The 20,418-nt window shown below is 64.4% G+C and carries 16 protein-coding genes; 15 read left to right on the top strand and 1 reads right to left on the bottom strand.

The features are described from left to right. Window positions 1–226: 226 nt before the first annotated feature. The 11 genes from BSQ44_RS22400 (at window position 227) to BSQ44_RS22350 (ending at window position 16,090) form a co-directional block, all read left to right on the top strand. Window positions 227–850, top strand: coding sequence for a DUF998 domain-containing protein (locus BSQ44_RS22400; RefSeq protein WP_072607285.1), 624 nt, complete (start codon window positions 227–229; stop codon window positions 848–850). 156 nt (window positions 851–1,006) lie between these two features. Further along, on the top strand, window positions 1,007–4,474 hold the full coding sequence (locus BSQ44_RS22395) for an indolepyruvate ferredoxin oxidoreductase family protein (RefSeq protein ID WP_072607284.1): 3,468 nt from the start codon (window positions 1,007–1,009) through the stop codon (window positions 4,472–4,474). A 79-nt stretch (window positions 4,475–4,553) separates the two neighbouring features. Continuing rightward, window positions 4,554–6,866: a putative bifunctional diguanylate cyclase/phosphodiesterase gene (locus BSQ44_RS22390; protein ID WP_072607283.1), complete on the top strand. Its 2,313-nt coding sequence runs from the start codon at window positions 4,554–4,556 to the stop codon at window positions 6,864–6,866. A gap of 270 nt (window positions 6,867–7,136) precedes the next feature. Continuing rightward, on the top strand, window positions 7,137–7,850 hold the full coding sequence (locus tag BSQ44_RS22385; RefSeq protein ID WP_235633284.1) for an N-acyl amino acid synthase FeeM domain-containing protein: 714 nt from the start codon (window positions 7,137–7,139) through the stop codon (window positions 7,848–7,850). A 78-nt stretch (window positions 7,851–7,928) separates the two neighbouring features. Continuing rightward, on the top strand, window positions 7,929–8,603 hold the full coding sequence (locus BSQ44_RS22380) for a Crp/Fnr family transcriptional regulator (RefSeq protein ID WP_072607281.1): 675 nt from the start codon (window positions 7,929–7,931) through the stop codon (window positions 8,601–8,603). A 250-nt stretch (window positions 8,604–8,853) separates the two neighbouring features. Next, a complete protein-coding gene (locus BSQ44_RS22375) occupies window positions 8,854–10,839 on the top strand; it encodes an AMP-dependent synthetase/ligase (protein ID WP_072607280.1) in 1,986 nt (661 codons plus the stop codon). Then, window positions 10,836–11,678 carry an ABC transporter ATP-binding protein gene (locus BSQ44_RS22370; protein ID WP_072607279.1) on the top strand — a complete coding sequence of 281 codons (843 nt, stop codon included), beginning with the start codon at window positions 10,836–10,838 and terminating at the stop codon, window positions 11,676–11,678. The genes BSQ44_RS22375 and BSQ44_RS22370 overlap by 4 nt, the downstream gene beginning before the upstream one ends. Continuing rightward, window positions 11,678–12,631 (top strand): branched-chain amino acid ABC transporter permease, encoded by a 954-nt coding sequence (locus BSQ44_RS22365; protein WP_072608223.1) that lies wholly within the window; start codon window positions 11,678–11,680, stop codon window positions 12,629–12,631. The genes BSQ44_RS22370 and BSQ44_RS22365 overlap by 1 nt, the downstream gene beginning before the upstream one ends. Window positions 12,632–12,640: 9 nt before the next feature. After that, window positions 12,641–13,720: a branched-chain amino acid ABC transporter permease gene (locus tag BSQ44_RS22360; protein ID WP_072607278.1), complete on the top strand. Its 1,080-nt coding sequence runs from the start codon at window positions 12,641–12,643 to the stop codon at window positions 13,718–13,720. 130 nt (window positions 13,721–13,850) lie between these two features. Continuing rightward, complete coding sequence (locus BSQ44_RS22355; RefSeq protein WP_072607277.1) at window positions 13,851–15,173, top strand: ABC transporter substrate-binding protein; 1,323 nt, start codon at window positions 13,851–13,853, stop codon at window positions 15,171–15,173. 68 nt (window positions 15,174–15,241) lie between these two features. Continuing rightward, window positions 15,242–16,090 carry an ABC transporter ATP-binding protein gene (locus BSQ44_RS22350; protein ID WP_072607276.1) on the top strand — a complete coding sequence of 283 codons (849 nt, stop codon included), beginning with the start codon at window positions 15,242–15,244 and terminating at the stop codon, window positions 16,088–16,090. Window positions 16,091–16,112: 22 nt separating this feature from the next. On the opposite strand, the gene BSQ44_RS22345 is transcribed toward BSQ44_RS22350, so the two are convergent. After that, complete coding sequence (locus BSQ44_RS22345; protein WP_072607275.1) at window positions 16,113–16,694, bottom strand: Uma2 family endonuclease; 582 nt, start codon at window positions 16,692–16,694, stop codon at window positions 16,113–16,115. Window positions 16,695–16,850: 156 nt separating this feature from the next. On the opposite strand from BSQ44_RS22345, the gene BSQ44_RS22340 reads away from it, so the two are divergent. Genes BSQ44_RS22340 through BSQ44_RS22325 form a run of 4 tightly spaced genes read left to right on the top strand, consistent with a single transcriptional unit; the run spans window position 16,851 to window position 20,409 of the window. Further along, window positions 16,851–17,078 carry an aa3-type cytochrome c oxidase subunit IV gene (locus BSQ44_RS22340; RefSeq protein ID WP_072607274.1) on the top strand — a complete coding sequence of 76 codons (228 nt, stop codon included), beginning with the start codon at window positions 16,851–16,853 and terminating at the stop codon, window positions 17,076–17,078. A gap of 52 nt (window positions 17,079–17,130) precedes the next feature. Beyond that, a complete protein-coding gene (locus BSQ44_RS22335) occupies window positions 17,131–18,582 on the top strand; it encodes a Re/Si-specific NAD(P)(+) transhydrogenase subunit alpha (RefSeq protein ID WP_083534876.1) in 1,452 nt (483 codons plus the stop codon). Continuing rightward, window positions 18,582–18,998 (top strand): proton-translocating transhydrogenase family protein, encoded by a 417-nt coding sequence (locus BSQ44_RS22330; protein WP_072607273.1) that lies wholly within the window; start codon window positions 18,582–18,584, stop codon window positions 18,996–18,998. The genes BSQ44_RS22335 and BSQ44_RS22330 overlap by 1 nt, the downstream gene beginning before the upstream one ends. 10 nt (window positions 18,999–19,008) lie before the next feature. Then, window positions 19,009–20,409 (top strand): NAD(P)(+) transhydrogenase (Re/Si-specific) subunit beta, encoded by a 1,401-nt coding sequence (locus BSQ44_RS22325; protein WP_072607272.1) that lies wholly within the window; start codon window positions 19,009–19,011, stop codon window positions 20,407–20,409. Window positions 20,410–20,418 lie beyond the last annotated feature (9 nt).

The following is a 20,418-nucleotide window of genomic DNA, read 5'->3' as shown; positions in this document are numbered from 1 at the left end:
TTCGCCGGACGCATTGTCGATTCTGCCGCGAGGATTCCTCGCGCGACCCGGGTGATTACCAGCTTTGCAGATGCATTCAAAGGAGATTGGAGTTCAAACGGGTGCGGTATTTCGTACATGGTATTTTCACCTAGCGGACATGCGGCTGGGCCAGACAAGGGGTGCGGACCGTCGCCGCACCACATGACCGCAACGCTGCCCGTCACGGGCTGCCGGAGATCGAGGTATGAACCATCGCTTCCAGCACGAGCGGCCAGCACTTCTCCTGGTGCTTGCGACACTCGGCCTCATGGGCTGCTTGTCGCTTGCTGCCGGAACCATGATCGCGCCGTGGTTCGTGCCCGACTACGACTGGGTCTCCGACACGATCAGCGATCTCGCGGCCGGCTCGGACGAAATCCTGATGGACGTCGCGCTCTACGGCTTTGCCGCCGGCCTGCTGGCGGTCTCGATCGCCGCCGCGCATGCCCATCTCGGCAAGACCGGCTGGTCGATCGGCACGATGTCCTTCGCGGTGCTTTCGGTTGTGGTTGTCATCGTCGCCGCCCGCAACGAATATGGCGACGGCGACCAGGGCGGTATCGTCATCCATTCCTATCTCGTCTATGGCCTGGGGGCGCTGTTTCTCGGCGGTCCGCTGTCCATGACTGCGGGTCTCAGGAGCGCGCATCCGGGCGCGCGGCGCATCATCATCGGCCTCGCGATCGTCTGGGCACTCACCGCGCCGCTCTTCTTCTTCATGCCGACCGGGATCGACGGGATCTACGAGCGCGGTCTCGGCGTCGTGGCCTGCGGGATCGTCCTGACCCTCAGCTACGTGTTTTATGCGCGGGCCCGTGACATTGCCTAGAAAACACACGCGCCTGCCACGGTCGAGCGGCCGAGCAAGCGGCGGGGCCTTCGTAGCCGTCTCCCGAATTCGTTTGACGTGGCGGCGGCGGAGAGGAAGACTCCATCCCAAGTGGCAATCGCCCGAAGATGGCGAACACTCGAGGACATTGGCTCCATGACGCTTCACGACGTATCGCTCGCCGACAAGTACGATCTCGGCAAGGAGCGGATATTCATCTCAGGCGCCCAGGCGATCGTGCGCATGCTCCTCATGCAGCGCGAGCGCGACCGGCGCAGCGGGCTGGACACGGCAGGCTTCGTTTCCGGCTACCGCGGTTCGCCGCTCGGCGGGCTCGACCAACAGCTGTGGAAGGCGCGGCAGGAGCTCGCACAGTCGAGCATCGTCTTCCAGCCCGGGCTCAACGAGGAACTCGCCGCGACCGCCTGCTGGGGCTCGCAGCAGACGGAGCTTCTGGGCGAAGGCAAGCACGACGGTGTTTTCGCGGTCTGGTACGGCAAGGGACCGGGCGTCGACCGCTCGGGCGACGTCTTCCGTCACGCCAATCTCGCGGGCACCTCGAAGAACGGCGGCGTGCTGGCGCTGATGGGCGACGACCATACGGCCGAATCGTCGACCAACGCGCATGCGACCGAGTTTCATTTCGTCGACGCGATGATCCCGATCCTCAACCCTGCCGGTGTCCAGGAGATCGTCGACTACGGGCTCTACGGATTTGCCATGTCGCGCTTCGCCGGGACGTGGGCGGCGATGAAGTGCGTCAAGGACAACATCGAATCGACCGCTTCGGTGGACGTGTCGCTCGACCGGCTGAACATCGTCCTGCCGGAGTTCGACATGCCGCCCGGCGGGCTGAACATCCGCCACGAACTGGACCAGATGGGCCAGGAGGCGCGCCTGCATGAATACAAGCGTGCGGCAGCGGCGGCCTTCATCCGCGCCAACGGGCTGAACCGCGTCGTCTATTCCGGTGGATCGAACGCCAGGATCGGCATCATCACCGTCGGCAAGAGCTATCTCGACGTGCGCCAGGCGCTCGAGGACATCGGCATCGACGAGGCCCGTGCCAACCAGCTCGGGGTCAGGCTGTTCAAGGTCGCCTGTCCGTGGCCGCTCGACCTGGAGCACATCCGCGAGTTCGTCGCGGGCCTGGAGATGGTGATCGTCGTCGAGGAGAAGCGATCGCTGATCGAAGTGCAGGTGAAGGAGCACCTCTACGGGACCGACCAGCAGCCGATGGTGATCGGCAAGAAGGACGAGCGCGGCGACTGGCTGTTTCCGGCCAAGGGCGCGCTCGATCCCAACGACATCGCGATCTCGCTCGGCGAGCGCATACTGAAGGTCATCGGCCATTCCGAGGAGGTCGCGGCCCGGGTCAACCAGCTGAAGCAGTTCCAGGCGATGCTGGCCGACACGCAGGACGTGGGCAACCGCACGCCCTATTTCTGTTCCGGCTGCCCGCACAATTCTTCGACCAAGGTACCGGAAGGGTCGCTCGCCGGCGCCGGCATCGGCTGCCATTTCATGTCGTTGTGGATGGACCGCAACACCGTCGGTTTCACCGCCATGGGCGGCGAGGGCGCGCAATGGGTCGGGCAGGCGCCGTTCTCGACACGCGGCCACATCTTCCAGAACATCGGCGACGGCACCTACAACCATTCCGGGTCTCTGGCGATCCGCTTCGCGGTCGCCTCGGGCGCCAACATCACTTACAAGATCCTCTACAACGACGCCGTCGCCATGACCGGCGGTCAGCCCCACGAGGGCGGGCTTTCGGCGACCATGATCGCGGAGCAGGTGAGGGCGGAAGGCGTATCGCGCATCGCCGTCGTCACCGACGAGCCGCAGAAGTACGACGGCGTCGCCATCCCGTCGGGCGCGACCGTTCACCACCGCGACGATCTCGACCAGGTGCAACGCGACTTGCGCGAGGTGAAGGGCGTCTCGGTCCTGCTCTACGACCAGACGTGCGCCGCCGAAAAGAGGCGCCGCCGCAAGCGCGGCACCTTCCCCGATCCGGACAAGCGGGTGATCATCAACGAGCTGGTCTGCGAAGGCTGCGGCGATTGCGGCGTGCAGTCGAACTGCGTGTCGATCCAGCCGCTGGAGACAGAATTCGGCCGCAAGCGCCGCATAGACCAGTCCTCCTGCAACAAGGATTTCTCCTGCGTCAACGGCTTCTGCCCGTCCTTCGTGACGGTCCATGGGGCAAAGATCCGCAAGGCGGATGGCGTCGCCGGCAACGCGGACCCGCTGACGGGCGTGCCGGAGCCGCGCATCGCCGGCCTGGAGCACGGCTGGTCGGGGATCATCGACGGCATCGGCGGAACCGGCGTCGTCACCATCGGGGCGGTGCTCGGCATGGCCGCGCATCTGGAAGACAAGGGCTGCGGCATGATCGACATGGCCGGCCTCGCCCAGAAGGGTGGCGCTGTCTACAGCCACGTTCGGATCGCCCGGACGCCCGAGGACATCCACGCCATCCGGGTGTCTGCCGGCAAGGCCGACCTGGTGCTCGGCTGCGACCTCGTCGTGTCGGGGTCGAAGAAGGTGCTGGGCGCGGTGCGGGAGAACCGGACCGTTTTCGTCGCCAACACGGCGGAGGTCATGCCCGGCGATTTCGCCCGCTCCGCCGATTTCTCGCTGCCTACCGAGCGCCTCAAACGGGCGATCCGGACGGCGGCGGGCGAGGACAACGCGCATTTCTTCGATGCCACGCGTACGGCCACGGCGTTGTTCGGCAATTCGCTCGGGGCCAACATGTTCATGCTCGGCTTCGCCTGGCAGCATGGCGGCGTCCCGCTCTCGGCCGAAGCGATCGAAAAGGCCATCGAACTCAACGGGCAGGCCGTGGCGATGAACCACGCCGCCTTCCGCTGGGGTCGCCGCGCCGCGCACGATCCGGATTTCGTTCGCGGCCTCGCCGCGGATGCGCGGAACGGTCCGGCCGACCGGACGCTGTCGTCGAGTTTCGACGAGATCGTCGCCCGGCGCTTCGAGTTCCTTGCGGCCTACCAGAACCGCACCTATGCCGAGCGCTACGAGAGGCAGGTCGCCGCCATCCGCGCGGCCGAGGCCCGCGTGGCCCCCGACTCGGAGCAGCTTTCGGAGGCGGTGGCGCGCAATCTCTTCAAGCTGATGGCCATCAAGGACGAGTACGAGGTGGCACGGCTCTACACGGATGGGAGCTTCCGCAAGCAGCTCGACGCACAGTTCCAGAGCTACGACCGGCTCGAATTCCACCTCGCGCCGCCGATCATGGGACGCACGGGGAGCGACGGGAAGCCGCGCAAGTCGTCCTTCGGACCCTGGATGATGAGCGGGTTCCGACTGCTGTCGCGGCTGAAGGGGTTGCGCGGGACGGTGCTCGACCCGTTCGGCCGTTCGGCGGAGCGGCGCATGGAGCGGCGGCTGCTGAAGCAGTACGAGGAGGATCTCGCGCTCATCGGTCGGAAACTCTCCCGCGACAAGCTCGATGCAGCCAGCGCGCTGGCGTCCGTGCCATCGCTGATCAAGGGTTTCGGCCATGTGGAGGCGGCGAACGCGGAGAAGGCCGAAGCGGAGCGGCTAAGGCTGCTGGAGAGGCTGGAGAAAGATCCGCGGGTACTGGAAGCCGCAGAGTAACTCGGCGCGCAGCTCAGCCCCTGCGAAGCGTTTTATTAAGGGAAATGTGGCAAGAGTCCGGCTTACATCGGGCTCGAGCATGCGCAAAATCAAGAAGGACGATATCCCGGTCGACATCTACATCCCGTTCGTGGAATCGCTGTTCCGGGACGGGTTTACGCTGTCGGTGGGACTCGTCGCGCAGACGCTGCTCGTCATCCTTTGCTACTGGAAAACGAGCGACCCCCTCTATCTCCTCGTTGCCGTTGGCATGGCGGCAGTCGGCGTGATGCGGCTGCGCAACATTCGCCGCTACCGAAACATGGGCAAGGCGCAGACGGGGGACGAGGCCTGGACGCGCGAGAAGGACTACGTCCTCTACGGGTCGATGCATGGGTTCATGCTGGGCCTGTTCTGCTTCGTCGGAATCTATCTCGCTCACGATCCCTTCGCGGAAATCGCGGCGGTATCGGTGACCCTGGCGTCGGCGACGGCCATCGCCGGGCGCAACTACGGTTCGCCGCGCATGGTCATGATCTTCATCATGACGATGACCTGGCCGATCTCGCTCGGATTCATCCTTCGCGGGGATTGGTATCATCTCATCCTCGGCTGCATGGCGTTTCCGTTCTTCTTCGCGATACGGCGCTTCGCCGACCTGGTTCGCGAGGTGCTGTTCGCGGCGCTTTCGGAAGAGAAGAAGGCGAACCGCCTGGCGCAGCGTTTCAACCGCGCGCTGAACACCATGTCGCACGGCCTCATCATGCTGGGCGGGGAAGGTCGCGTCATCGTGGCCAATGCCGAGGCCGCCGAGCTGATGCGGGTGGACAATCCGGAAAAGCTCATCGGTCGCAGCCTGAAGGCACTCCTGCTTCGGGGCGCCGCGGGCGGTCTCATCGACCGGAAGGACTGCAGCTTCGTCGAAGCCCAGCTCTCGCGCGCATTGCGTGACGGCTGCGGCCGCAAGCTCCTCGTCGACCTGACGGATGGGCGGCATCTCGAATTCTCGGCCCGCGAGGGAAGCGACGATCTCGGCGTCATCACCTTCGAGGATGTCACGCAGCGCGTGCATTCCGAGGAGAAGATCCGCACCATGGCCCGCTTCGACAGCCTTACCGGGCTGGCCAACCGCGCCTATTTCCACGAACTCGTGACCGAGCAGATGAGCGGTGGCGACCGCGACCGGCTCTGCGCGCTGGCGATTTTCGACATCGACGATTTCAAGAGCATCAACGACACGCTTGGCCATCCGGTGGGGGACGGCCTGATCTATGCGATCTCCGAGCGGCTCTCCTTCTTCGCGGACGAAAACACACGCGTCAGCCGGTTCGGGGGAGACGAATTCGTCATCTACTTCGACCGCGTGGAAGACGAGTTGAGCCTCGGCCGGATTCTCGACGGCCTGTTCGAGGGTCTCAAGGAGGAAGTGGACGTCGCCGGTCACGTGCTGCGCATCCAGGTCAGCGCGGGTGCCGTGCTTCGGCCGATCGCGATCTCCGATTTCGACGACATGGTCGTCAAGGCCGATCTCGCCCTCTACAAGGCCAAGGAGTTCGGCAAGAACGGCTGGCGGCTATTCGAATCCACCATGGATGCGGCGTTCCGCGAGCGGCAGATGCTCAAGTCCGACCTGCGCAACGCCGTGGCGGCCGCCGAACTGCGCGTGGTCTACCAGCCGATCGTCGGCATGGAGACGATGCGGATCGCCAGCTGCGAGGCGCTGTGCCGCTGGCATCACCCCGAACTCGGCAACGTCTCGCCGGCCGTCTTCATCCCGCTTGCCGAAGAGATGGGCATCATCACCGAAATCAGCCGCCAGGTTCTGATTGCGGCCTGCCGGGAATGCCGCAAATGGCCCGCGCCGATCGGCGTCTCGGTCAACCTGTCCGCGCGTGATTTCCGCGACGCAGACATCGTGGACACCGTGCGGCACGCGCTCGAAGAGACCGGTCTGGAACCGAGCCGCCTGGAGATCGAGGTCACGGAAACCGCGGTTCTGGACGACAAGTCCTCGACGCGCGACTACCTCGAGGAGATCAGGTCGCTCGGCGTGCGGATCGCTCTGGACGATTTCGGCACCGGCTATTCCGGCCTCAGCTACCTGCACACGCTGCCCCTCGACAAGGTCAAGATCGACCGCAGCTTCCTTCAGGACATCACCACCAACGAGCGTTCGCTGGAACTCCTGAAGGGCGTGGTCAGCCTTTCGCGGCAGCTCGGGCTTACGGTCACGATCGAGGGCGTCGAGACGTTCGAGCAGCTCAAGATCCTGGCCGTCTCCGTCCATCCCGACCTGTTGCAGGGCTTCCTGTTCGGGTCCGCGCTGAGCGCCTCCGGGATCGAGACCATGGCCTCCAGCGGCTGGCCATTCGCCGAAGACCTGAAGCGCGCCCGGCTCGCTGCGGCCAGCTGATCCACCCCGCCGCAGCCCCCGCGGCCGCTTCTCGCCCCCATACCGGACATTTCCCCGTATCGTACGCTGCGTCATGGTGCGATCGCGTAATACGGTTAACTCCTTGTTAACGTTAACAACGGGTAAACGGCACATCTAGAAGTTTCGTCTTTACTTAAGGTCGGGCTGGGTTAGCGTTGCGTAAGCGGTACGGGGATTTGAGTCATGAATGCGCATCCGATCGTACGGAGCGAGACGAAACGCTTCGATTTGAGGCGAGCGCCTGAAACCATGAATGTATTTGCGCGTAACGTATTCGCGATTCTGGAACGCACCGAATACCGGCGGATCGAAAGCGGCGAGGACCTTGAGAGTATCTACCGGCTTCGCTACAAGTCCTACCGCGCGGCGGACATGGTCTGCGACAAGCCCGACCAGATGGTCTACGACGATCTGGACGAGCAGGTGAACTGCCACCGGTTCGGCGTCTTCATCGATGGCGACCTCGTTTCCACCATCCGCATTCACCACGTCGACAAGGCAAACCCGATCTCGCCTTCGGTCACCGTCTATGGCGACCTTCTGATGCCGCGTATCAACGCGGGCGACACGTTCATCGACCCGAGCCGGTTCGCCGCCGATCCCGACTGGTCGCAGGTCTATCCCCAGATTCCGTACCTGACCCTGCGCCTTGCCGGCATGGCCTGCTTCCACTTCGATGCGCCGTACTGCCTGTCCACCATCAAGGAAGAACACACCGGCTTCTACCGGCGCATCTACATGTCCGAACAGATCGGTCCGAAGAGGGATTATCCGGGGCTGAATTATCCGGTCGTGCTCTTCCAGGCCAATGTGCACGCGATCCAGGAACGTTCGTTCCAGCGTTTTCCGTTCTTCCGTTCGAGCCCAATGGAGCAGCGGCTGCTGTTCGGGACAACCCGCAAGGGCGATCCGGCGCCGCTGACCGTCCTGCCGACGGCAAAATACATGCGCAAGGCCGCCTGAGCGGCGCAAATGCCGCGCTTGTCTTGATCGCTCGTCGCCGCCATAACGGGCTCTTCAGGGCCGATACCGGCGAGAATGATGACATCAAGGTATGAGTTCGTCAGGGGCGCGATTTGGGCTCGCGAACTGGACGAGGACGAAATCGAGCGCGCATTGCGCGGGATCGTGGACAGGGCGTTCCCCAAGAACGCCTACATCTGCCACCGCGGCGACCGGCTGGATCACTGGACCGGCGTGGTCGAGGGACTGGTCAAGATCAGCGCGATCTCCCGCAGCGGCAAGGCGATGACCTTCGCCGGCGTGGCAAACGGCAGCTGGTTCGGCGAAGGATCGGTGCTCAAGGACGAGCCGCGCCAGTACGACGTCGTGGCGATCCGCGAAACCCGGCTCGCCATGATGAACCGGGCCACCTTCGCCTGGCTCTACGAGAACTCCAAGGGCTTCAATCGCTTCCTCGTCCGCCAGCTCAACGAGCGCGTCGGCCAGTTCATCGCGACCATCGAGCATGACCGGATCCTGAGCCCCAGGGCCCGCGTCGCGCGTCATCTGTCGTGGTTCTTCAATCCGGTGCTCTATCCACAGGTGAGGACGGACATAGAGATATCGCAGGAAGAGCTGGGCCTTCTCGCGGGGGTGTCGCGCGCCGTGGCCAACCGGTCGTTGCAGGAACTGGAGCAGGAAGGGCTGCTGGCTAACGACCATGGCCGCATCCGCGTGGTCGATCTCGAAGCACTGCGTCGCTACGAACCCTGACCGGCGGCATCTCTCTGGGCGGATAGGATGTTCGCCTCACTACCAGACCAAACGGCCCCTTGTCTGTCAATCGCGAAGTTGCCGATCATCTGCGATCGTGGGATGTTCGACACGAACGATCCCGCAGAGGATCACGGGTGGACAGACTGGCCATCAAACCGATGCATGTCCAACTTGCATGGCGGGGGGAGCCGGTTCATAAGAATAGACCAACCGCAGGAACAAGGCGGGGTCTGGGAGGAAACCGGAGATGCTTGCGACGGCCAAAGCCGGAACGACGCTCGACACCTTTCCGAAGTATCTGCTTTCGAACGCGGAGCGCTTTGCGGACCGCCCCGCCATGCGCCATAAGGACCTCGGCATCTGGCAGGGCTGGTCCTGGAAGGAGCAGATGGAGGAGGTTCGCGCCTTCGCCATCGGGCTCTCGGCGCTCGGGCTCAAGCGCGGCGACAAGGTCGCGGTGGTCGGATCGAACCGACCGCGCCTGTACTGGACCTTCGCGGCGGTCCAGTCGATCGGCGGCGTTCCGGTGCCGGTCTATGCCGACTCGGTCGCCGAAGAGATGGCCTACGTGCTCGACCACGCGGAGGTCCGCTTCGCCGTGGTCGAGGATCAGGAGCAGGTCGACAAGCTGCTGTCGATCGCCGACAAGGTCGCCTCGCTCAAGCAGATCATCTACGACGAGACGCGGGGCCTGCGCGGCTACGATCACACGCATCTGCATGCCTATGACGAGGTTCGCGAGAAGGGCCTCGCCCTGATCGCCGCCGATCCGCAGGAGGTTTCCAGATGGGAGGCGTCGGTCGCCGCCGGACAGGGAAGCGATCTCGGCATCATCCTCTACACGTCCGGCACGACGGGCCGTCCCAAGGGCGTGATGCTGTCCAACGACAACCTCGTGAAGTCGGCGCTGCACGGCAACGCCTTCGATCATCTCGGACCCGACGAGAACATCATTGCCTACCTGCCGCTCGCCTGGGTTGGAGACCACGTCTTCTCCTACGCGCAGTCCTATACAGCCGGCTTCTGCGTCTCCTGCCCGGAGAGCCCCGAAACGGTGACGGAGGACCGCCGCGAGATCGCGCCGACCTACTTCTTTGCGCCGCCGCGCGTTTTCGAGGGACTGCTGACGGCCGTCATGGTCCGGATGGAAGATGCCAGCCGGCTGAAGAAGCGCATTTTCGACCATTTCCTCGCCCACGCACGCAAGGTCGGCGAACCGATCCTCAACGGCGAAAAAGTCGGCTTCTGGGATCGTCTGAAGTATCTTGCCGGCGACCTCCTGGTCTACGCGCCACTGAAGAACCGCATGGGCATGTCCCGCCTCAGGGTCGGCTACACGGCCGGCGAGGCGATCGGGCCGGAACTCTTCCGCTTCTACCGCTCGATCGGGCTGAATCTGAAGCAGCTCTACGGCCAGACGGAAGCCTGCGTCTACATCACCGCGCAGCCGGACGGGAACATACGCGCCGACACGGTCGGTGTCCCTTCGCCGGGCGTCGAGATCAGGATCGCCGAGAGCGGCGAGGTTCTCTATCGCTCCGAAGGCGTCTTTGAAGGTTACTACAAGAACGACGAGGCGACGCGGGCCACCAAGACGCCCGACGGCTGGGTCCATACCGGCGACGCTGGCTTCATCGACAACGAGGGCCATCTCAAGATCATCGATCGCGCCAAGGACGTGGGCAAGCTGCGGTCCGGCGCGCTGTTCGCGCCGAAGTACATCGAGAACACGCTGAAGTTCTTCCCCGACATCAAGGAAGCGGTCGCGTTCGGCGACGACCGCGACTTCTGCGCCGCCTTCGTCAACATCGACCTGCAATCGGTCGGAAGCTGGGCCGAGCGCAACAACCTGTCCTACGGGTCCTACCAGGAACTGGCCCAGCATCCGGAAGTCTGCCGCATCGTGGGCGCGCACGTCGAAGCGGCGAACCGGAAGCTCTCCGAAGAGCCGATGATGGCGGCCTCGCAGATCAGGCGCTTCCTGATTCTGCACAAGGAACTCGACGCGGACGACGGCGAACTGACGCGCACGCAGAAGGTGCGCCGCTCGTTCATCTCGGAGCGCTACGGAGAGCTGATCGAGGCGCTCTACGACGGCTCGACGGAGAAGTACGTCGAGACCGAGATGACCTTCGAAGACGGCCGCAAGGGCCGCGTCAGCGCCACAGTCCGCATCTTCGACGCGCCCGTCTGCGGCGCCGCGGAGACCCGCATGAAGGAGGCCGCCGAATGAACCGCGCGGTCGACCCGAGGCAGCTGGCGATGGACGCGGACGGACTGGCCAAGGGAGACGTGCTCCTGTCGGTCAAGAACGTCTCGTTGCGCTTCGGCGGGGTGAAGGCGATCACCGACATCTCGTTCGACATTCGCAAGGGCGAGATCCGCGCCATCATCGGCCCCAACGGTGCCGGCAAGACCTCGATGCTCAACGTCATCAACGGGTTCTACACGCCGCAGGAAGGCACGATCACCTTCCGCGGCGAGGAGCGCAAGAAGATCGCGCCCTACCAGGCCGCCGCGTCCGGGATCGCGCGCACCTTCCAGAACGTGGCGTTGTTCAAGGGCATGACGACGCTGGACAACATCATGGCTGGCCGGACGCTTGCCATGCACAGAAACTTCCTGTGGCAGCTCGTCTATTTCGGCCCGGCGCTGAACGAGGAGATCGCCAACCGCCGCAAGGTGGAGGAGATCATCGACTTCCTGGAGATCCAACACATCCGCAAGGTGCCGGTCGGCCGGCTGCCCTACGGATTGCAGAAGCGGGTGGAACTGGGCCGGGCGCTCGCGGCGGAACCGTCGCTGCTCCTGCTCGACGAACCGATGGCGGGCATGAACCTCGAGGAGAAGGAGGACATGAGCCGCTTCATCCTCGACGTGAACAGCCAGTTCGGCACCACGATCGCGCTGATCGAGCACGACATGGGCGTGGTCATGGACATCTCCGACCGCGTGGTGGTGCTCGATTACGGCCGCAAGATCGGCGACGGGACGCCGGATGAGGTGAAGGCGAACCAGGACGTGATCGACGCCTATCTCGGCGTCTCGCACCAGGACGAAGGGGAGGGATGATGCTCTACCAGATATTCATAGACCCCTTCGCGCAAATGGTGGACATGCCCGACTTCCTCATCCAGGTCGTCTGGGAAGGCTTCGTGGCCGGGATCCTCTATGCGCTGATCGCGCTCGGCTTCGTCCTCATCTTCAAGGCCTCCGGCGTGTTCAACTTCGCCCAGGGCATCATGGTCGTCTTCGCCGGCCTGACGCTGGTCGGACTGCACGAGGCGGGCGTGCCGGCCTTCCTGGCTCTGATCCTCGCGATCGGCGTTATGGCGCTGCTGGCGGTCGCGGTGGAGCGCTTCGTCATGCGCCCGCTGGTCAACCAGCCCGAGATCATCCTTTTGATGTCGACCATCGGGATGACCTATTTCCTGATCGGCTTCGGCGAGTTCGTGTTCGGCGGCGAACCCAAGCAGATGATCACCGAGGAGCTCGGCCTGCCGACGGGTTCGACCGCCTTCGAGATCGGCGAGCAGGGGCTGGTGATCCTCCAGCACATCGACATCGCCGCCGCCGTGATCGCCATCATCATGGTGGCCTCGCTGGCGCTGTTCTTCAACAAGACGCGGATCGGGCGGGCGCTGCGCGCCGTGGCTGACGATCACCAGGCAGCCCAGTCGGTGGGTATTTCGCTCAACCAGATCTGGGCGATCGTGTGGTTCGCGGCCGGCATCGTGGCGCTCGCGACCGGCATCATGTGGGGCGCGCGCTCCGATGTCTCCTTCGCGCTGGAGATCGTGGCGCTGAAGGCGCTGCCGGTGCTGATCCTCGGCGGCTTCACCTCGATCCCGGGCGCCATCGTCGGCGGGCTGATCATCGGCATCGGCGAGAAGATAGGCGAGATCTACTGGGGGCCGCTTGTCGGCGGCGGCATCGAAAGCTGGCTCGCCTACATGATCGCGCTGGTCTTCCTGCTGTTCAGGCCGCAGGGCCTGTTCGGCGAACGCATCATCGAGCGGGTGTGAGGGCAAGCCGTGTTCTATCGCGAAGCCGGACAGTTCAAGACGACATACGCGGCCGACCAGCAGGTCTTCCCGATCCTGCAGGACCGGATCGGCGTGGCCGTCATCCTCTTCATCGCGATCGCCGTCGTCCCCTTCGTGGCGAACGACTTCTTCATGTCCGCAATCGCCATCCCCTTCCTGATCCTGGCGCTGGCCACGATCGGCCTCAACGTGCTGACGGGCTATGCCGGGCAGCTGTCGCTCGGAACCGGCGGCTTCATGGGGGTCGGCGCCTATGCCTGCTACAAGCTGGCGACGATCTTCCCCGACGTGCCGATCGTGGCGCACATCCTGCTGTCGGGCGTGTTCGCCGCGGCGGCCGGCGTCGTCTTCGGCCTGCCGTCTCTGCGCATCAAGGGGCTCTACCTCGCGGTGACCACGCTCGCGGCGCAGTTCTTCTTCGAGTGGTGCTTCATCCGCATTCCCTGGCTCTACAACAACAACGCATCGGGCGCGATCGAGGTGCCGGGACTGAAGGTCTTCGGCGTCATCGTGACGGGGCCGGCCGCCGGCAGCATCCCGCGCTACTACATGGTGCTCGCCATCGTGATCCTTCTGACGGTGCTGGTGAAGAACCTTCTGCGCGGCCGCATCGGCCGGCAGTGGATGATGATCCGCGACATGGACATCGCCGCCGAACTGATGGGCGTACGGCCGCTCTACGCCAAGCTCTCGGCATTCGCCGTCTCGTCCTACTTGTGCGGGGTGGCGGGGGCGATGTTCGTGTTCTTCTATCTCGGTGCGGCGGAGCCGTCGGCATTCTCGATCACGCTCTCCTTCCAGGTGCTGTTCATGGCCATCCTGGGAGGGCTGGGCTCGCTGGTCGGGTGTTTTTTCGGCGCCGCCTTCATCTGGATCCTGCCGATCCTGCTTCGCGCCGGGCCGCCGATGATCGGCATTCCGATCGCGGCCGAGACGGCGACCCACGTCACCTCGATGATCATCGGCGCCCTGATCGTGGCGTTCCTGATCCTCGAGCCGCACGGTCTGGCCCGGCTGTGGCAGATCGGAAAGGAGAAGCTCAGGGTGTGGCCCTTCCCTTACGCATGACGGGCCATGCCGAAGAATGCCTGCGCGTGCAGGACGACAGCCTACGATCCGGGCTTCGAGCCTTGACCGGATCCTGCTGGAGAAAAAGGCTCACACACGGCCTTGCGGCCAGTGCAACGGGAGGAATGACATGAGACTGAAATCGCTGATTGTCGGCGGCATTCTCGCCGCCATGGCGTCGACGGCGGCATTGCCCGCCTTCGCGCAGGACAGCGTCTACGTGCCGCTGTTCAGCTACCGTACCGGACCCTATGCCGGCTCCGGCATCCCGATCGCCAACGGTATGAGCGACTATCTTACCATGCTCAACGAGCGCGACGGCGGTATCAACGGCGTAAAGATCAACATCGAGGAGTGCGAGACCGGCTACGACACCCAGAAGGGCGTCGAATGCTACGAGCAGGTCAAGGCGAAGAACCCGCTGGTGATCTCGCCCTATTCGACCGGCATCACGCTGCAGGTGATCCCGAAGGCAGGCGTCGACAAGATCCCGGTGCTCTCGATGGCCTACGGGCTTTCGGCGGCGGCGGTGGGCGAATCCTCCCCCTGGGTGTTCAATCCGCCCGCGACCTACTGGGACGGCGCCTCGGCCATCATCACCGACATCGCCAATCGCGAAGGCGGCATGGAGGGCCTGAAGGGCAAGAAGATCGGCTACATCTATCTCGATGCCGGCTACGGCAAGGAGCCGATCCCGCTTTTGGAGGACTTCTCCAAGAAGTACGGCTTCGAGCTCACCCTCTACCCGGTTCCCGGCAAGGAGATGCAGAACCAGTCGTCGCAGTGGCTCAACGTGCGCCGCGACCGTCCCGACTACATGATCATGTGGGGCTGGGGCGCGATGAACCCAACCGCGGTCAAGGAAGCGGTCAAGATCCGCTATCCGATGGACAAGTTCTACGGCATCTGGTGGTCGGGTGGTAACGACGACGCGGGCGCCGGCGGCGAGGACGCCAAGGGCTATCGCACCATGAACTTCCACGGTGTGGGTAGCGACTATCCGGTCATTCAGGACATCAAGAAGTATGTCGTGGATGCCGGCAAGAGCCAGGTCGATCCGGCGAAGTTCGCGGACAATCTCTACAACCGCGGCGTCTACAACTCGATGCTGATCGCCGAAGGCATCCGTCAGGCGCAGGAGATCACCGGCAAGAAGGTGATCGACGCCGCCGACATGCGCGCCGGCCTCGAAAACCTCAACGTCGACGAGGCGCGCCTCAAGGAGATCGGCATGGAAGGCTTCGCCAAGCCGGTGAAGCTGTCGTGCTCCGACCACTCCGGCCATCATCAGGTCTACGTCGTCGAATGGGACGGCAAGGACTGGCAAAAGGCGGGCGAGTGGTACTCTCCGATGACCGACGTCGTGCGCCCGATGCTCGAAAAGGCCGCGGAGGAGTACACCACCGCCAATGCGCCTTGGCCGGAGCGCGAGGAAGCCTGCCTCTCGAACTGACGGTTCGAACAAGCCGGACCGGCTCGCCCATGGGCGGGCCGGACCACATCGGAGGAGGACGAGGCTCAATGACGGCTGTCGACATCGACCGGGACGGCAAGACCGAAGCCGCCGCCGACGCCATCCTGGCGGTCAACAACATCGAGGTGATCTACAATCACGTCATCCTCGTGCTGAAAGGCGTTTCGCTGACCGTGCAGCGCGGCGGCATCGTGGCCCTGCTCGGCGCCAACGGCGCGGGAAAGACGACGACGCTGAAAGCGATCTCCAACCTCCTGCGGGCCGAACGCGGCGAGGTCACCAAGGGCAGCATCCACTTCGAAGGCGAACGGGTGGAGGCACTGTCGCCCAACGATCTCGTGCGGCGCGGCTGCATCCAGGTGATGGAGGGCCGGCACTGCTTCGGCCACCTGACGGTCGAGGAGAACCTGCTCACCGGCGCCTTCACCCGGCGCGACGGCGCGGCGGGGATCAAGCGCGACCTCGAGATGGTCTACGATTATTTCCCGCGGTTGAGGGAGCGGCGCGGATCACAGGCCGGGTACACCTCCGGCGGCGAGCAACAGATGACGGCGATCGGCCGGGCCCTGATGTCGAAGCCCAAAATGATCCTGCTCGACGAACCCTCGATGGGGCTCGCCCCGCAACTGGTCGAAGAGATCTTCGAGATCGTCAAGAAGCTCAACGAGGAGCAGGGGGTGTCCTTCCTGCTGGCAGAGCAGAACACCAACATCGCGCTGCGCTACGCGCGCCACGGCTACATTCTCGAATCCGGCCGCATCGTGCTCGACGGCGAGGCGAAGGCACTGCGCGAGAACGAGGACGTCAAGGAATTCTACCTCGGCGTCGGCGGCGAGGGGCGGCGGTCGTTCAAGAACGTCAAGCATTACAAGCGAAGGAAGCGCTGGCTGGCATGAGCGCGAATCGCCGCCGGAGCCGTCAGAACTCTCCCGGCTGCTCGAAGGTGAGATCGGCGTAGAGTTCGGCGAGCGGCAGCGCGGCGTCGATTTCTGGAAGCGGGATGACGGCTTCGAGGCCCCTGAGTTCAGAGTAGGTCCATTCGCCTTCGATGCGACGCCAGACGGTGACCTGTGGCGCTTCCGAATCGATGAGGAGAATCACCCGGATCGAGGGATGACGCTTGTATTCCTCGATCTTCTGGAACCGGTCGAAGCGGATGGTGGATGGCGAGAGCACTTCGATGACCAGGCGAGGATCGGCGGCCGACATCGAACGGCCTTCCGCCTTTCCGCAGTCGATGGTGACATCGGGCCGACGTGTACCGCGATCCGTTTCCACGGACTGGTCGCTCGTCATGGGCCGGCACGGCTTGCCGCGGAGCGCGTTGAACAGGGTGGCGAGCGCGTTGACGGCCACCCAGTCATGCCGCCGGCTGGCACCCGTCATCGCCTTGACGTGCAGCACCGGCACGCCATCCACCAGTTCGTAGTTCCTGTCCTGGCGCTGCTGCCATTCGAAGAATTCCTCGACAGTCATTTTCTTCGGCTGGTGCTCGGACATCGGCAAGGGTCCCGCGACCTTTTCCAGCGATCATACCAGAGCGACCGGCGGCCATGAAGCGCTGCGGAATGCGTCCATATGCATCTCCAACGCGCCATTGCCCTCGCATCGGCTTTTCGGTATGTGCGCAACAGGAATTTTCAACGGGGCATACCGATGGCTGAAGAGACGCCGACCGGGCCGGTCGAAATGGGCGCCGACATGGACTACGCAGAACACGAGAAGACCTACTCGATCTTCCTTTTCATGACGAAGTACGGGATCATCGTCTGCTCGGCCCTGATGATCGCCATGGCGTTCGGGTTCTTCGCCGGTGGCGGTTTCTTCTCGTCCCTGATCGTGTTCGTCCTCGTGGTGGCGCTGGCGTCATACATACTGCGCTGATGCACCGCTCCCCCCACGATAGGGGAGAGGTTCCAACCGGAGGGAGTGAACGGTGGGACTGACTGTTTTCGTGCCGAACGAGTCCGGCGCCGGCGAGCCGCGCGTCGCGGCCTCGCCAGATACCGTAAAGCGCATGGTGGCGCTGGGTCTCGACGTTATCGTCGAGACCGGAGCCGGCAAAACTTCCCGCATTCCCGACGAGGAATTCTCGAAAGTCGGCGCCTCGATCGGAAAATCGTCCGACGCGGCCAAGGCCGACATCGTCCTGAAGGTCCGCCGGCCCGGCGAGGCCGAGCTGAAATCCTTCAAGAAAGGCGCGGCCGTAATCGCCACGATGGACCCCTACGGCCACGAGGCCGCGGTCGCCGCGATGGGCAAAGCGGGCGTCACGGCCTTCGCGATGGAGTTCATGCCGCGTATCACCCGTGCGCAGTCGATGGACGTCCTTTCGAGCCAGGCGAACCTCGCGGGCTACCAGGCGGTGATCGACGCGGCGGATTCCTATGACCGCGCATTCCCGATGATGATGACGGCGGCCGGCACGGTGCCCGCCGCGAAGGTCTTCGTCATGGGCGCCGGCGTGGCCGGCCTGCAGGCCATCGCCACGGCGCGCCGGCTCGGAGCCGTGGTGACCGCCACCGACGTGCGCGCGGCTGCCGGCGAACAGGTCGCCTCGCTCGGCGCCAAGTTCATCATGACCGACGCGCTGAAGGACGCCTCGGGCGAGGGGGGCTATGCGCGTGAACTCACCGAGGACGAGAAGAAGGCCCAGTCGGCGCTGGTGGCCGACCATATCGCCAAGCAGGACATCGTCATCACGACGGCCCTGATCCCGGGCCGTCCGGCGCCGCGGCTGGTGACGGCCGACATGGTGAAGTCAATGAAGCCGGGCTCGGTAATCGTCGACCTGGCGGTCGAGCGCGGCGGAAACGTCGAGGGCGCGGTGGCCGGCAAGGTGATCACGACCGACAACGACGTGAAGATCATCGGCCATCTCAACGTTCCGGGTCGAATCGCGGCCTCCGCGTCGCTGCTTTACGCGCGCAATCTCTTCGCCTTCCTGGAGACACTGATCGACAAGAATGACAAGTCGCTGTCGATCAACCGCGACGACGAACTGGTCAAGGCGACCATGCTCACGCATGGCGGCGAAGTCGTGCATGCGAACTTCGCCTCAGCCCCGGCGGACAAACCCGAAGCAAAGCCCGCGAAGGCCGAGAAGCCCGCCGCCAAGGCGGACGACGCTCCGGCGGATCCGGACATGCTGAAGGCGGCGAAGGGAACCGAGCCGGGTCTGGATGCATCGCCGAAGCCCAAGAGGAAGACGGCGGCCAAGAAGTCCGCACCGAAGGCCGAGTCCGCGAAGCCGGCCGGCGCGAAGGCGAAAGCCGCGGCTCCCGTGAAGGGACCCGCCGGCAAGCGCTCCGACGACGCGACTGCTGCGGACAATCCGGACAAGGCGGGCAGCACCGGCGATACGCCGAAGCCCGAGGGAGGCGTCTGATGGAAAAAACCGCTCTCGAAAACGCGCTCGACCAGCTCGATCAGGCGGCGGCCTCGGTGCGCATGGCCCTGCAGGATCACAGTACCGCAGAGGCCGCGGCGGCTCTCGGCACGAGCGTCACCGGCGGGGCAATCGACCCCTTCGTCTTTCGGCTCGCCATCTTCGTTCTGGCGATCTTCGTTGGTTACTACGTCGTCTGGTCGGTGACGCCGGCGCTGCACACGCCGCTGATGTCGGTGACCAACGCCATCTCCTCGGTGATCGTGGTGGGTGCGCTTCTGGCCGTGGGCATCTCGGCTTCGGGCCTGGCGACCGGCTTCGGCTTCATCGCGCTCGTCCTTGCATCCGTGAACATCTTCGGCGGTTTCCTTGTCACCCAGCGCATGCTGGCGATGTACAAGAAGAAAGAGAAGTGAGCGCCGAACGATGAACGAGAACTTCGCCTCCTTTCTCTATCTCGTCTCCGGCGTGCTGTTCATCATGGCGCTGCGCGGACTGTCGCATCCCACGACCAGCCGGCAGGGCAACACCTACGGGATGGCGGGCATGGCTATCGCCATCCTCACCACGCTGGCGCTGGCAACGCCAAGCTTCGGCGGGCTGTTGCTGATCGTCGTCGGCCTCGCCGTCGGGGGCGGCGCGGGCGCCTATATCGCGCGCTCGATCCCGATGACGTCCATGCCGCAGCTCGTCGCGGCGTTCCATAGCCTCGTCGGCCTCGCCGCGGTCATGGTTGCGGCGGCGGCCATGTATGCGCCCGAGAGTTTCGGCATCGGCATCATCGGCGACATCCACAGCCAGGCGCTCGTGGAGATGTCGATCGGCGTGGCGATCGGCGCCATCACCTTTACCGGATCGATCATCGCCTTCCTGAAGCTCGACGGGCGCATGTCCGGCAAGCCTATCATGATCGGCGGCCGGCACGTCATCAACGCCGCTTTGGCGATCGCGCTGGTGGTCCTCATCGTGATGCTGGTGACCACCGAAAGCACGGCGGTGTTCTGGCTGATCGTGCTCGTCTCCTTGGCTCTCGGCGTGCTGATCATCATCCCGATTGGCGGCGCCGACATGCCGGTGGTCGTGTCGATGCTCAATTCCTATTCGGGCTGGGCTGCGGCGGGCATCGGCTTCACACTGGGCAACCTGGCGCTGATCATCACCGGCGCGCTGGTCGGCTCGTCGGGCGCGATCCTGTCCTACATCATGTGCAAGGGCATGAACCGGAGCTTCATCTCGGTCATCCTGGGCGGCTTCGGCGGCGAGACGGCAGCGAGCGGCGGCGACGACGGCATCGACCGCACGGTCAAGCAGGGCTCGGCCGACGACGCGGCATACCTGATGATGAACGCGCAGAAGGTCATCATCGTGCCGGGCTACGGCATGGCGGTGGCGCAGGCGCAGCATGCGCTGCGCGAGATGGCCGACAAGCTGAAGGCGCATGGCGTCGAGGTTAAGTACGCGATCCACCCGGTCGCGGGCCGCATGCCGGGGCACATGAACGTTCTGCTCGCGGAGGCGAACGTGCCCTACGACGAGGTCTTCGAACTCGAGGACATCAACTCGGAGTTCGCGCAGGCCGACATCGCCTACGTCATAGGCGCCAACGACGTGACCAACCCCTCGGCGCGCGACGACAAGTCCTCGCCGATCTACGGCATGCCGATCCTCGACGTAGACAAGGCCCGCACCTGCCTCTTCGTCAAGCGCTCGCTAGGTTCCGGCTATGCCGGCATCGACAACACGCTGTTCTACAAGGACGGCACGATGATGCTGCTCGGCGACGCGAAGAAGATGACCGAGGAAATCGTCAAGGCGATGGAGCACTGAGGAGGCGGC

The sequence above is a fragment of the Aquibium oceanicum genome (assembly GCF_001889605.1).
GTDB classification, from domain to species: Bacteria; Pseudomonadota; Alphaproteobacteria; order Rhizobiales; family Rhizobiaceae; genus Aquibium; species Aquibium oceanicum.
Note: the sequence above shows the minus strand (reverse complement) of the source record. Positions and strands in the feature narration are given on the sequence as shown.

Excerpts from the sequence above, each read along its gene's own strand:
- BSQ44_RS22345 (WP_072607275.1), bottom strand. The coding sequence starts at position 16,694 with ATGTCCGAGCACCAGCCGAAGAAAATGACTGTCGAGGAATTCTTCGAA.
- BSQ44_RS22375 (WP_072607280.1), top strand. The coding sequence starts at position 8,854 with ATGCTTGCGACGGCCAAAGCCGGAACGACGCTCGACACCTTTCCGAAG.
- BSQ44_RS22385 (WP_235633284.1), top strand. The coding sequence starts at position 7,137 with ATGAATGTATTTGCGCGTAACGTATTCGCGATTCTGGAACGCACCGAA.
- BSQ44_RS22370 (WP_072607279.1), top strand. The coding sequence starts at position 10,836 with ATGAACCGCGCGGTCGACCCGAGGCAGCTGGCGATGGACGCGGACGGA.
- BSQ44_RS22400 (WP_072607285.1), top strand. The coding sequence starts at position 227 with ATGAACCATCGCTTCCAGCACGAGCGGCCAGCACTTCTCCTGGTGCTT.
- BSQ44_RS22355 (WP_072607277.1), top strand. The coding sequence starts at position 13,851 with ATGAGACTGAAATCGCTGATTGTCGGCGGCATTCTCGCCGCCATGGCG.
- BSQ44_RS22325 (WP_072607272.1), top strand. The coding sequence starts at position 19,009 with ATGAACGAGAACTTCGCCTCCTTTCTCTATCTCGTCTCCGGCGTGCTG.
- BSQ44_RS22340 (WP_072607274.1), top strand. The coding sequence starts at position 16,851 with ATGGCTGAAGAGACGCCGACCGGGCCGGTCGAAATGGGCGCCGACATG.
- BSQ44_RS22365 (WP_072608223.1), top strand. The coding sequence starts at position 11,678 with ATGCTCTACCAGATATTCATAGACCCCTTCGCGCAAATGGTGGACATG.
- BSQ44_RS22390 (WP_072607283.1), top strand. The coding sequence starts at position 4,554 with ATGCGCAAAATCAAGAAGGACGATATCCCGGTCGACATCTACATCCCG.
- BSQ44_RS22395 (WP_072607284.1), top strand. The coding sequence starts at position 1,007 with ATGACGCTTCACGACGTATCGCTCGCCGACAAGTACGATCTCGGCAAG.
- BSQ44_RS22380 (WP_072607281.1), top strand. The coding sequence starts at position 7,929 with ATGACATCAAGGTATGAGTTCGTCAGGGGCGCGATTTGGGCTCGCGAA.
- BSQ44_RS22330 (WP_072607273.1), top strand. The coding sequence starts at position 18,582 with ATGGAAAAAACCGCTCTCGAAAACGCGCTCGACCAGCTCGATCAGGCG.
- BSQ44_RS22350 (WP_072607276.1), top strand. The coding sequence starts at position 15,242 with ATGACGGCTGTCGACATCGACCGGGACGGCAAGACCGAAGCCGCCGCC.